The following is a 12,682-nucleotide window of genomic DNA, read 5'->3' on the forward strand; positions in this document are numbered from 1 at the left end:
TGGTCGTGAGGTAAGCCGCCAACGTTCTTGCTGGCGTGAGCGACGCTACTCGTGAACTGATCCGAGTGAAGCGGCCGTTCACCCGACCGGATGGCTTATCCCGGAAGAGGCTTCCGTAGGGGGGTGGGGACGGTGTACGGTACCGGCCGCCTCGGTGCGGGCCCCGATTCGGGGGCCGCACCGGCGGGCCGGATCAGCGCCGGCCGGGTCAGCGCGCGTACTCCTTGGCGATGTCCGCGATGAACTGCCGTGACGCCTCCACGTTGAGCGCCTGGGCGCGCAGGTGCTCGTACATCACGCTGTACTTCTGTACGTCGTTCGCCTTCTCCAGGTAGAGGTCGCTCGTGACGCCCTCGATGTAGACGACGCTGGAGTCCGCCGCGTCCGGGAATTCCAGGATTGCGTAGTGGCCGCTGATGCCCGGGTGCGCGCCCATGTCGAACGGCAGTATCTGGACGGTCACATGGGGCAGCTGCGACTGCTCGACCAGATGCTCCAGCTGCTCGCGCATCAGCTGCTTGTCGCCCACGACGCGGCGAAGCGAGGCCTCGTCGATGACCGCCCAGAGGCGCAGTGGCTGCTCGGTCGCCAGGACGCGTTCCTGTCGGCGGAGTCTGACGTTGACGCGCTTCTCGACGTCGGAGGCCGCCGTCTCGGGCAGTGCGCCGGTGATGAGCGCCTCGGCGTACTGCGGCGTCTGGAGCAGGCCGGGGACGATCTGCGGGTCGTACACGCGCAGCGAGGCGGCGTCGGTCTCCAGACCGATGTAGACGCTGTACGGGATGTCGCCGAAGGCGTGCCACCAGCCCTGCTGGCGGGAGTCCTTGGCCATCTGCATGAGCGAGTCGACGATGCGGTGGTCCTCGACCTCGTACACACCGCACAGGTCGCGTACGTCGCGCTGGCTGATGGATCGGCGGCCGTTCTCAAGGCGGCTGATCTTCGACTGGGAGACCAGCAGGCGCTCCGCCACCTCTTCGGCCGTCATGCCCTTGAGCTCGCGGAGTCGGCGCAACTCCTGGCCCAATCGGCGTCGCCTGACGGTGGGGTTGACGTTGGACGCCACGGGTACTGCACCTCCGGCTGAATGCGTTGTGCGGGTGCCGCGTATGTACTTCCGCAGGCGGCTGACCTGCTCCGGCACCCGCTTGTGCTCAGCAGACTGCCACCAATGCTCCCGGCCGCGCTGGAAAACGGGCACACACGGTGCTGACGCGAGCGCGCGGGGTGGCGGCCCGGTCTGGTCCAGGATGGCCTGGCCGACCGGTCCACTACCCCGCGCGCTGTGGTGCGGCTCCCGAACCGGGTCGTTGGGGGACGTCGGTGCGGCGTGGTCCTACCTACGGGTGCTGCGGTACTGCGGTACTGCGGTCCTGCGGTGCTGCGGTGCCGCGCCGATGCGGCTCAGTGCGCTACGGCGCGCGCCATGCCGTCGTGGCGCGACGGTGCCTGCTGCATCGGTACGGCCGACTGTGGCCGGCCACCACCCGTTGCGGCTGCCGCGCGGCGTGGCTGTGCGCCCACACCGTTCTGGACGTCCATCACGGCGTGCGCCACGAGTCCGCCCATGGGGTCGTGCCTGATCAGATCCCTTAGACGGGAGCGCGATGAACGCCCCTCGTTGCCGGGGTAGAGATGCTTGCCGAGTCCCACTGCGTGAGCGAGCGCGGCGAGCGCCGCGGTCCGCGGGTCCGGCGGTACGCCGGTGCGGATCGCGCTGTCCAGCCGGGACCTGATTTCCCGGCTGAGCGCCGATTCCGTCGCCTGGTAGCGAGTTGTCGGCAGTACCCCGCACATCTGCCCCGCGACGGCATGGACCATGCCGCACCGTTCCAGATGCGAGAGGTACGTCTGGCGTAGCCCCAGCCGGGGCCCGCCAATCCAGTGGACCGCCCGTACCGGGCTGCCGCGCCTGCGCAGCAGTTCCAGTGCGGAGTCCAAAGTCGGATCTCCTGTCGGCCGTGCCATCACCACGGCGATACGATCCCCGTCTGGGGCTATCCGTCCTGCCAGAGCCAGCTCCACTAGCTGTGCCCCGGCCAGGCCGAGGTCGAGCGACTGCGGCTGCGCTGTGGTACCCGTTGTCGGGTCCAGAGCGAGCAGCAGAAGCTCCTCCGGAATCGTTCTTCGGCTCCTGCCCATCCATGCCTCCCCGCGTGGATGAATGACAGGGTGACCCCTCTCACATTCATCTGTCGAGAGCGCCTGGGTGGTTCGTACGGGAACCAGTAGGTATGTCGTTCTCGTCTAGCGAGGAGTGCGGGGTCTCAGACGGGACACTGGTACATGGTTCGGACATCGAACCGTGGGCGTTTTGCGCGGGCGCGTATGAAGGAGGCATCGGTGGCGGGCGAGTCCCCCGACAGGTCGGAGCAGCGGAAGTCCTCGGCGAAGACGGCCCGGGGCGAACGTGACCCGCGGCTGGCTGTTTCCCGTGAACGGGACGCTTCGGCGGGCCCGGAACCGGAGGCCGGGGCGGCGGAGCGGAAGGACCGGCCGACAGCGGTCTTCAAGATGCCCCCGGAACCTTCCGCGACGCCGGAGCCCCCGGAGAGCGACGTGCGCCTGCGGGCGGCGGTCGCGGCCTGGGTGGCGACGTCCGACCCGGCTCCGGCGGACCCTTCGCCGGACGCGTCCGACGCGTCCGACGCGTCCGACGCGTCGGATTCTTCGGATACGTCCGACGCCCCGACCGGACCCCCTCCGGCGGAGCCGACGGCCGGTGCGGACGGGGCCGAGCCGACTCCGGGCGCGGCCTCCGAGGCAGCCGAAGCCACTTCCGGCGCGGCTTCCGGCGCGGCCGAAGGCGAGAGCGCCCAGGAATCGGCCCGTGAGGCCGAGGCGCCGGCCGCCGCGGACGAGTCCGGTGCCGACGAGATCGGCAGCCCACCAGCCGCCGACTCCGATCCCGATCCTGACCTCGATGCCGACGGCACGCCGCGCGCGCGGGCCGTAGACAGCACGTCGGGCGACGACGACGGCTCGGCACGTCCGGGCACGCCGAAGGCCGGCTCCGTGGCTGCGGACGACTCCGCAGGGGTGGATCGCTCGGGCGCGGCCGACGTCCCGGCGGGCGACGACAACGCCGGCGACTCCGGGCGTACGGGCGCAGCAGAAGCCGAAGCAGAAGCCGAAGCAGAAGCGGAAGCCGAAGGGGCCGCGGCCGGCGATCGTACGGACCGCCCGGACTCCCGTGCCCGGGGTGGGGTCGATCAGGCCACTGCCGTGTTCAAGGCGGTGGCGCCGCCGCGCAAGGCCGTCGACCAGCCGACCACCGCGCTGAAGGTTTCCGCCGAGCCGGAGACCGCCGCCGAGCGGACCAGCACGTTCGTCCCGCTGAAGCCGGACGGCGTGCGGGCGGCCCGGCCCGCCACCGCTGCGCCAAAGTCCAACGCCGCGCCGAAGCCCAACGCCGCGCCGAAGCCCACCGCCGCTCCGAAGTCCGACGCCGCGACCGGTCCCGTCCCCGAGCCCGAGCGGACCCGGCAGCAGCCGCTGCCGCCCCGGCCGCCGCTCGATCTGCTCGCCGAGCTGACGAACACCCCGCCCCCACCGGAGACCCCGGTCAGGACCGCCGTGCGGCGGGTCAAGATCTGGACGCCGTTGGCCCTGCTGCTCGTGATCGTCTTTGCGGTCGCGCAGGCCGTACGCCCGCTGCCAGATCCGCAGCTGACGCTGACCGGGAAGTCGGAGTTCACGTTCGAAGGACAAGAGCCTTCGTTGCCTTGGCCCCAGAACGGGCAGGCCTACGTGGCGGCGTCGGGGGCCGGCGTTCTGGGATCGTCCGGGGAGCAGAAGCCCGTACCGATCGCCAGCGTGACAAAGGCCATGACGGCGTACGTCATCCTCAAGGAGCATCCGCTGAAACGCGGCGAGGACGGTCCGTCGATCGAGATCGACGCGAAGGGCGAGGCCGAGGGCCGGCTCGACGAGTCGGACAATGAGTCCACGCTCAACACGGTCAAGGAGGGTGACAAGCTCACCCTGCGCGACGCGCTGGCGGCCATCATGATTCCGTCCGCGAACAACATCGCGCGGCAGCTGGCACGCTGGGACGCAGGCTCCGAGGAGGCGTTCGTCGAGAAGATGAACGCCGCCGCCAAGGACCTCAAGATGACCAACACCACGTACACCGACCCGTCCGGTCTCAACGCGACGACGGTGAGCACGGCCGAGGATCAGGTGAAGCTCGGGTTGCGGCTGGTGGAGATGCCGGCGCTCACGGACGTCACCAAGCTGCCCTCCTGGACCGACCCGTCCGGCAGGAGCTGGCGCAACTGGAACGACCTCGTTCCGTACGACGGGGCCCTCGGCATCAAGACCGGCAGCACGACGAAGGCCGGCGGCAACCTCCTGTTCGCCGCGCACAAGCAGGTCGGTGGGACCGACCAGCTGATCGTCGGTGCGGTCCTCGCCCAGCACGCCACCCCGATCCTCGGCACCGCGATCGCGGCGAGCAAGGAGCTGATGCTCGCCACGCAGGACGCGCTGACCTCCCGCACCCTCGTGAAGAAGGGCGCTGTGGTCGGCACGGTCGACGACGGCCTGGGCGGGACCGTGCCGGTCGTCGCGACCAAGGACGTGAAGGCGGTCGGCTGGGCGGGGCTGAAGGTGAACCTCGTGCTGTCCGAAGGCGGTTCCACCATCGCGCACGCCGCCAGGGCCGGTACCGAGGTCGGTGAGCTGACCGTGGGCGAGGGAGCAAGCCAGGTGAAGGTCCCCGTGGCGCTCCAGAAGGACCTGGTCGAGCCGGGGATCGGGGAGAAGTTGACCCGAGTCGGGTGACGCGGGCCGATGAGCGCGACGCTGCCGCCGGGTGTGGGAACCGGCGGCAGCAGGGCGTCGGGCGTGCGTGTTAGCGTCCGGGCAACTATGGGCGCCGGGACGGCGTCCTGGTGTGTGTCGGGGGGGTGCAGGTACCCGGTAGAACCGGGAAGCCGTGGAGACGGGGAGAGCAGTAATGACCACCGCTGGGTCCACGCGCGCCGACGGCGACGACAGCACTACCGCCACCGCCGCCGGGGTACGGGCCGAGCCGCAGCCGGCCGTACGCCTGTCGGTGCCGCCCGCCCGCGCCGCCTCCGGCCCCGGACCCGCCGCCCCTTCCGCACCGCCGGCCGGCGGTCCGCGCCGCTTCCTGCGGCACCCCGTGATCCTCGCGACGACCGCCGCAGCGGCCGTTCACATCGCGTGGTTCTTCCTCTTCGCGAACAGCGGCGGCGACCTCGCCGCGCAGGACGCCTGGGCCGAGTTCGTCGGCCGGCACCCCGACTCGGCGTACAACCTCGCCTGGTACGGCGGGATGCACCCCGTCTCGTACAGCGTCGTCTCGCCCTACCTGATGTCGGTCCTCGGCGTGCGTTCGACGATGATGATCGTCGGTACCGTGTCGGCCGGCCTGACCGCGCTGATCCTGGTGCGCGTCCGAGCCGTCCGCAACCCCCTGTGGTGCTCGCTCGCCGCAGTCTTCGCCTTGCTCTGCAACGCCCTGTCGGGCCGCGTCACGTTCGGCCTCGGCATGATGTTCGCGCTCGGCGCGGTCGCCGCGGTGTTCTGCTGGCCGCGCCGCTGGGCCGCCAACCGGTGGGCGAAGGCGGCCGTCGCCGCGCCGCTGGCCGGGCTCGCGACGGCGAGCAGCCCGGTCGCCGGGCTGTTCCTCGGTGTCGTCGCGGCGGCGCTGTTCCTGGGTCGGCGCCGCCCCGGGGCCTACGCGCTGGGCCTTGCCCCGGTCGCGGTCGTCGCCCTGTCCTCCTGGCTGTTCCCCTTCTCCGGTACGCAGCCGATGTCGGTCGCCACGGCGTCGCTGCCCGTCCTGTTCGCCGTCCTGGTCCTGGTGCTCGTGCCCGCCGAGTGGAAGACGGTCCGCTTCGGCGCGGCCGTCTACGGGATCGGCGTGATGCTGACCTGGCTGATCGACTCACAGATCGGCAGCAACGTCTCACGCCTCGCCATGGTGTTCGCCGGCGTCGTGCTGCTCGCCGCGCTGCCGTTCACCGCGCCCCGCACCCTCAAGTGGTACGCCGTCGTGGTGGCCTTCGTCGGCTTCAACGTCTGGATCGGCGTCAAGAGCGTCGACGACGTCGTCCGCACGGCGCCGACCGCGTCCTGGGCGCGCGAGCTGGCGCCGCTGGTCAACCAGTTGCAGGAGGTGGGCGCCGAGAAGGGCAGGGTCGAGGTCGTCCCGGCCAGCAGCCACCGGGAGGCCTCGGCGCTCGCCCCGTACGTCAATCTCGCGCGCGGCTGGAACCGGCAGGCCGACATGGAGCGCAACCCGCTCTTCTACGACGACACGCTCCAGGCCGACACCTACCGCGAGTGGCTGGACCGCTGGGCCGTGCACTACGTCGTGCTGCCGAAGGGCGACCCGGACCCGTCCGGCGCCACCCAGGAGTACGAACTCGTGGGCTCCGGCCGGCCGCCGTACCTGAACGAGATCTGGGGCGACGAGAACTGGCGGCTGTTCCGCGTGGAGGACCCCACCCCGCTGGCCGACCCGCCCACCGTCGTGGACCGGGCGGGCGCCGGTGAGGTGACGGTCCGGGTGAAGTCGGCGGGCCGGGTGCTCATCCGGATCCCGTACTCGCCGTGGCTGGGCCTGGTCGACGCGGACGGCGAGCGCGTCGAACCGCCCGCAGAGACCGCGCAGTCGAAGCTCCGGGGGACGGTCCCGCGCACGTACACCAACCCGAACGGCTGCCTGGTGAAGGCCGAGGAGGACGCCGCGGGCGACGAGTGGACGCAGCTGCTGGCGCCGAGGCCGGGCGTGTACCGGCTGGCCGCGCCGTACGGTCTGACCCGCGGCACGGCGTGCCCGGAGGAGCTGCGCTGAGCCGCGGTCCTCCGGACAGACACCCTGAACCTTACGGCGGGGTCCTGACAGCGGTCTAGAGACGCTTCGCGCTGCGCAGGGTGCTCGCGTAGTAGCCGTTGCCGTCCAGGCGGGACGTGCCGCCCTTGTCGCCGATGGTCGGCCCGTTGGCCTCTTCGCGGCTCGACACGAAGATCTTATGGCCGTCGGTGTCGTGGCCCAGGAAGATGCCGACGTGGTCGATCCGCTCCTTGGTGCGCTTGTCCAGCTTGAAGAACACCAGGTCGCCCGGTTGCAGCACGTCGATCGACTTCGGCCGGTAATCCGGCGCGACCCCCGCCAGCTTGATGACGTCGCTGCCCAGCTCCGTGCGCGCCATGCCGTTCGCGGTGCGTGGCAGGCCGTCACCCAGCTTGTCGGTGGCCTTCAGGGGGAAGCGGGCCCGGTAACCGAGGACGGTACGTATGAAGCCGGAGCAGTCCATGGAACGGGCGCGCATCGTCTCGGGCTGCAGCGAGGTGCCGTCGCGGAAGGTGTACGGGATGCCCAGGTAGTCGAAGAAGTCCGACTCCTCCAGGCGGTAGTCGTTGCCTTCGCTGCCCTCGGGGTTGATCGGGCCGAAGTCGGCGTCACCCGCGTACGAGATGCCCTCGGAGTCCTTCTTCACGGGGGCCTGGTCGACGTACTGGAAGGCGATCGCGAAGATGTCGTCCTCCTTGGAGGCGAAGAACTCCTTGAACCAGTCCTTGAACCACTGCTCCTTCTCGGCGCCCTCCGTCCACGGCTCCGGCATCAGCCGCACCCAGTCGTCGGTGACGATGCGGGACTTGGTCATCGCGGGCTCGGTGAAGGTACGGCTCGGTCCGGTGAGCGTCGCCGTGCGGGCGCCGTCGGTGAACGTGGCCAGCACCCGGCCGCCCTCGGCCCGCAGGACGGTGCGCGCGGGGCTCTTCAGGCGCTCCCAGGTCTGCTTGCCGGACGCCAGGCCGGAGCCCGAGGTCTTCAGGGCCGGGGTGTCGGTGACCGCCTGGACGGCGGGCGCCTTGGCCTGCTCCTCCTGGCGGAGCTCCACGGTGAGGTACGCGCTGCCGGCGAGTAGGGCGATGACGGTGGCGGCGTGCAGCCCCCGGCGGGGGCCGCGCTTGGTCTTGGCACTCATGAGGTCAGCTCCCTTGGGACGGTCGACGGTCAGACGGACGGCAGCGCGCCGAGCAGGATTCCGGCGGTGAGGACGACGTAGGCCATGAGCGTCACCGAACCGGTGGCGAGCAGGGTCGCGCCCTTGGGCTGGCGGACGAGCTGGTAGGCGATCAGGCCGGGGACGATGAAGCCGAGCGTCTGATTCGTGTACATCAGCGGGAATTCCATCGACAGGATGATCATCACGGTCGCCTGGAAGAGAACACCGATGAGCACGACGGTGGAGAACAGCCGCTTGCCGTAGAGGATCACCACGCGCTGGACGGCGAGCGTGGTGACGTACGTCAGAACGGTGACGCCCACGACCATCGCCGCGCGCTGCAGGTCCTCGACGAGCGTCAGGGCCAGCCAGCCGGGGGTGATCATGCCGCCGGGGGAGAGGTTGGTCGTCAGGTAGCAGACCAGCGAGAACATCAGGCCCAGTGCGATGCCGATCGCGGCGATCTCGGGCGTGAGTACGGACGGGATCAACGTGGTTCTCCTGGGTTCTGCTGCTGGGCCGGGTCCACCGGCCGGGCCGGCTCGAACATGCCGCGCTCGGGCCGTCGCTCTGGCCGTCGCTCTGGCCGTCGTTCGGGGGGCGGGGCGTTCTCACCGGTGCGCTGCTGCGGTCCGGACTGGTACAGGACGGGCTGGTTCTGCGGGTGGGACTGCTGGTGCTGCTGGGGGTACGGCTGCTGGGCCTGCTGGTGCTGCTGGGCCTGCTGCGGGTACGACTGCTGGTGCTGCTGCTGGTGCTCGTACTGCTGCGGCACGGGCACGGGCGGCTGCTGGTGCTGCTGGTAGCGGGCCTCGTACGCCTCCGGGTAGGGCTGGTACGGGTCGATGTAGGGCGTGTACTGCTGCAGGGCGAGCGTCTCGTCGTGCCGGCCGACGGGCCGCGAAGGCCCGTGGGCGGACGGGGCAGCCGCCTCGTCGGCGGGCACAGCGCCCGTCCGGCCCGCTGCCGCGCCGGACGGCGCGCCTGTCGCGTTGCCCGGCGCGTCGTCCGCCGTCTCGTCCGCCGTCTCGTCCGCCGGCAGCTCCGCGAGGTGCTCCAGCAGTACTTCGCCCTGCCCGTGGATGTTGCCGATCGCGACCAGCGAGGAGTCCTGGCCCAGCTCACCGAGCAGCTGCTCCATGAAGTCCTCCGCCGCCCGCTTGTCACCGCCGAGGTCGACCGCCCGGTCGCGCCACTCGGCCGGGATCGCGTCGATGGCGCTCTTCGCCGGGTGCCCGATGACGAACACCTTGTCCGGCTGGAGGTCCGGAATGATGGCGCCCATCTGGCCGTTGCGCTCGACACGGTCCGGACGGCAGTTGATGACGACGTTCAGCGGCCTGCTGATGGCGTCGAGGTCCAGCAGCTGGTTGATGTTCATCAGCGTCGACTCGGGGTCGTTCGCCGCGAAGACGTTGGCGAACCGCAGCCGCTTACCATCGGGGGTGGCGTACCGCTCGACGGAGAGCACACCCGGGTCCGGCGGCGCGTCGTACATGCCCCGCAGGGCGGTCTCGCGCTCCACGCCGAGGAGTTCGGCGACGGTCAGCGCGATCGCGACGTTCTCCTTGAACGTGAACCAGCTGAAGCCGCGCAGCTCCTCGTCGGAGACGATCTCGGGGTCGGCGTAGATCAGCTTGCAGTCCCGGGCGTCCGCCTCCTCCTGGAGGATGTCGAAGCGGTCCTGCTCGGCCGTGACGCAGATGCCGCCCTCCGGCATGGAGCGCGACAGCGAGCGCGCCACGTCGTCGAGGGTCGGGCCCATCTCCGCGAGGTGGTCCTCACGGACGTTGCACAGCACGCCGATCGTGGACCGGATCAGCTTGGACTGGTTGATCTCCTGGAGCGCCGGCATGACGGCCATACACTCGATGACCAGAGCGTCCGGGTTGTACGACGCCGCGCGCCGCACGATGCCGATCTGCTCCACCACGTTGGCGATCCCGAACTTGCGGTAGACGGGTTCCTCGGTGGCGTCCGGGTGGATGAACCGGGCCGCGGTGCCGGTGGTCTTCGCGACGGTGACCAGGTCGCCGCCGCGCAGCGCGCCGGCGCACAGCCGGGTGATGGAGCTCTTGCCACGGATGCCGTTGACCAGCACCCGGGAGGGTATCCGGTTCAGGTTGACGAAGTGGCGGCGCTGTTCGACGACGCCGGCGATCAGCAGAACGCCGCTGCCCACCATCAGCACGGTGTAGAGGAAAAGCACGGCCGATCAGTTCCTTCCGGCGGTGGTGGCGGCTGCGCGGGACGGGGCCTGCGCGCCGTCCCGCTTGCGCTGTTCCTGGAGCTGCTGTCGCAGCAGTTCCAGGCTGCGGATGACGGCGCCCACCTCGTCGTGGTGGCGCGGGTAGAGCACGGTGCGCCGGTCCCCGTCGGCGAGCGCCTCCGCCTGCCGGGCGAGTTCGCGCAGCGGGCGTACGACGACGATGTGCAGCCAGCCCAGGCAGGCGACCGCGGCGGTGATGCCGAGCAGACCGGCCAGGACGGTGCGGTTCTGCAGGTTGTACTCGGGGATGGCGAGACCCGACGCGGGCTGCCAGCTCACGACGGTCCAGCCGAGGGACTCGGCGGCGCCGCCACCGGTGAACGGCGCGGCCGCCGCGAGTTCGGCGCCGTCGCCGTCGCGGAAGACGACACCGCGGGCCTGGGCGCTCGGCCGGACCTTCTTGTTCGCGCCGGCCACGAAGGAGTCGAGGCGCTCGCCGGGGAGTTCGTCGAAGGCCTGGTAGCCGGTGTTGCTGCCGATGATCCGCCGCTTCTCGTCGACGACCCGGATCTGGCCGAGGCCGGGCCGCTTGAGCAGGGAGTTGATGAAGCCGATACGGAACTTACCGACGACCCGCGCCCCGTCACGGCCGGGGATCTCGGCCTGCCCGGCGACGGCCGGTTCCTTGCCGGAGTCGCCCAGCACGTCCAGGGGCTTCGTGTCGGGCTTCTCGCCGGACGGCCGCTTCGGGTCCTCGCCCGCGCTGGTCAGGATCTGGCCGTCGCCGGAGACGACGTACAGCGACGCGTAGCGCGTGTGCTCGGTCCGGGTGCGCTCCAGGACCTTCCGCATGTCCTCGGGCGAGGTGCGGTCTCCGATGAGGGAGGCCACCGACACCAGGTCGGCGTGGCCCTCGTTGAGCGCGCGCCGGACCCGGTCGCTGAGGGTTTCGGTACGTTCACGCTGGTCGCTGACCATCTGCTCGGGTACGGCGACGGTGGAGTCGGCCCGGTTGAGCAGCAGCAGCATCGGGGCGGACCACGCCAGCAGCAGCACTCCGCAGATCGCGATGAGCGCGCGGCTGCCGAACCGGCCCCGCTTGCGCGAGCCCTTGGCGGCGGCGGTCGCTGCGGCGGGCTCGCCGAGGAGCTGGCGGCGTACCCGCTCCAGGGCGTCCCCGATCCGGGCCGCCTCGCCGTGCGACGGGGAGTTCACCGGCCGGGTCAGGTCGCCGCGGGTCAGGCGGCGGCTTTCCAGGAAGAGCCGGATCAGGGGGCGCTGGACCGTACCGAGGAGCAGAGCGACCGCGAGGGCACCGATGACGAAGAGGGCGCCGGCGGCGAACAGGCCGAAGAGCGTACCGACGGAGCGTGTGGGGTCCTCGCCGACGTCGACCATGGCGACGACGGTCAGGCCGAGGCTGGTGGCGACGGTGCTCTCGCCGGCCTCGGGGCCGGCGAGCGTCGCGTACCCGGCGACGGCCCGGTCGCCCCGGAAGGTGTCGCCGCGCAGGCTGCCGCTTACGCCGAGGAAGCCGCCGGAACCTGGTTCCTTGGCCTTGAGCGGATGCTGTTCGGCTTTGACCGCGGCGATTTTCGCGAACGACGCCAGCTGCTTGTTGGAGCGCTTGATCCCATCACGCCGGAGATCGGTGCGGACCTGTTCCGGCTCCGGGATGCCGTCGCTGCTGAGGATGCGGCCCTCGCTGTCGATGACGGCGATGGCGCGGGACTTGCCGAGCGCGATGCCGGGGAAGCGCAGGCTGTTGGACGCGATCAGCAGCTGCTGGGGGCGGCCCTCCCAGGACAGCAACGCGAAGGAGAGCAACCGGGTCTCGCCGTTCTGCAGCCGCACCATGCGCGGGTTGAGCCCGTCCTCGTCACGGAGCTTGGCGGTGTCGATCGCCGTGACGGGCACGTTCTCGCCGCGGGCGGCGAGCAGCTTGCCCGACTTGATCTCCAGGACGGCGGTGCCGGTCCACTTCTGGTAGACGTTGCCGATCTTGTCGAGTACGGCGTCGGGCGACACCGGGTCCGAGGCGCTGAAGAGGCCCGCGGTCCTGGTGAGGTCGGTGACGCTCTCGTCGACCGAGGCGCGCAGGGCGATGGCGCCGTCCTCGGCGAAGTGCTGCTGGGACTTCAGTACGGCCTTCGGGACGAGATCCTGGTCGGCCTTGCCGAGGCCCAGGGCGGTGATGCCCGCCAAGGAGAGCAGCAGCGCCGACAGGACCGCGATGGGCGGGCGTATGCCGCCCAGGAGCGACATGTCGGCCCTGCGCCGGGCCTTGCGCCGCCGCGTCGCGGTCGAAGCGGCCATGAGTGTTCACCTTCAGATTCTGGGCAACAGCGGGTATTGGGGTGGGCTGTGATCCGGCGTGACGCTGTGCAGTCCAACCGGTGCGTCATGACTCGCGAGACCATACGAATGGTTGTACGGAATTCGCTCGATGTGATGCGCATTACGTCTGACGTGCCGACGAGTCGAC

8 protein-coding genes are annotated in these 12,682 nt (G+C 70.7%); 2 read left to right on the plus strand and 6 right to left on the minus strand.

The window, feature by feature from the left end; all coding sequences use genetic code 11:
- Positions 1-208: 208 nt before the first annotated feature.
- Both relB and ACU6WZ_RS16665 read right to left on the minus strand, forming a co-directional pair.
- Positions 209-1,066 (minus strand): type II toxin-antitoxin system RelB family anti-toxin, encoded by an 858-nt coding sequence (gene relB, locus ACU6WZ_RS16660; RefSeq protein ID WP_447028839.1) that lies wholly within the window; start codon positions 1,064-1,066, stop codon positions 209-211.
- Between the two features lie 338 nt (positions 1,067-1,404).
- Positions 1,405-2,142, minus strand: coding sequence for a GOLPH3/VPS74 family protein (locus tag ACU6WZ_RS16665; protein ID WP_447028840.1), 738 nt, complete (start codon positions 2,140-2,142; stop codon positions 1,405-1,407).
- Positions 2,143-2,343: 201 nt separating this feature from the next.
- Between ACU6WZ_RS16665 and ACU6WZ_RS16670 the strand changes: the two genes are divergently transcribed.
- On the plus strand, positions 2,344-4,785 hold the full coding sequence (locus ACU6WZ_RS16670; protein ID WP_447028841.1) for a hypothetical protein: 2,442 nt from the start codon (positions 2,344-2,346) through the stop codon (positions 4,783-4,785).
- A gap of 175 nt (positions 4,786-4,960) precedes the next feature.
- Positions 4,961-6,829 carry a DUF8823 domain-containing protein gene (locus ACU6WZ_RS16675; protein WP_447028842.1) on the plus strand — a complete coding sequence of 623 codons (1,869 nt, stop codon included), beginning with the start codon at positions 4,961-4,963 and terminating at the stop codon, positions 6,827-6,829.
- A 55-nt stretch (positions 6,830-6,884) separates the two neighbouring features.
- Here ACU6WZ_RS16675 and ACU6WZ_RS16680 read toward each other — a convergent pair whose 3' ends face one another.
- From ACU6WZ_RS16680 to ACU6WZ_RS16695, 4 genes are read right to left on the minus strand one after another with little or no spacing between them, the layout of a single operon-like run.
- Positions 6,885-7,967 (minus strand): C40 family peptidase, encoded by a 1,083-nt coding sequence (locus ACU6WZ_RS16680; RefSeq protein ID WP_447028843.1) that lies wholly within the window; start codon positions 7,965-7,967, stop codon positions 6,885-6,887.
- A gap of 29 nt (positions 7,968-7,996) precedes the next feature.
- A complete protein-coding gene (locus tag ACU6WZ_RS16685; protein WP_447028844.1) occupies positions 7,997-8,479 on the minus strand; it encodes a poly-gamma-glutamate biosynthesis protein PgsC/CapC in 483 nt (160 codons plus the stop codon).
- Positions 8,476-10,197: a poly-gamma-glutamate synthase PgsB gene (gene pgsB / locus ACU6WZ_RS16690; RefSeq protein WP_447028845.1), complete on the minus strand. Its 1,722-nt coding sequence runs from the start codon at positions 10,195-10,197 to the stop codon at positions 8,476-8,478. Before pgsB ends, ACU6WZ_RS16685 begins: the two co-directional genes overlap by 4 nt.
- Before the next feature lie 6 nt (positions 10,198-10,203).
- On the minus strand, positions 10,204-12,513 hold the full coding sequence (locus tag ACU6WZ_RS16695) for a cache domain-containing protein (RefSeq protein ID WP_447028846.1): 2,310 nt from the start codon (positions 12,511-12,513) through the stop codon (positions 10,204-10,206).
- Positions 12,514-12,682: the final 169 nt, after the last annotated feature.

This window comes from Streptomyces hypolithicus (assembly GCF_052934925.1).

Bases quoted from the DNA above. Each gene is read 5' to 3' on its own strand.
- ACU6WZ_RS16675 (WP_447028842.1), top strand. From the start codon at position 4,961: ATGACCACCGCTGGGTCCACGCGCGCCGACGGCGACGACAGCACTACC.
- ACU6WZ_RS16665 (WP_447028840.1), bottom strand. From the start codon at position 2,142: ATGGGCAGGAGCCGAAGAACGATTCCGGAGGAGCTTCTGCTGCTCGCT.
- ACU6WZ_RS16695 (WP_447028846.1), bottom strand. From the start codon at position 12,513: ATGGCCGCTTCGACCGCGACGCGGCGGCGCAAGGCCCGGCGCAGGGCC.
- ACU6WZ_RS16680 (WP_447028843.1), bottom strand. From the start codon at position 7,967: ATGAGTGCCAAGACCAAGCGCGGCCCCCGCCGGGGGCTGCACGCCGCC.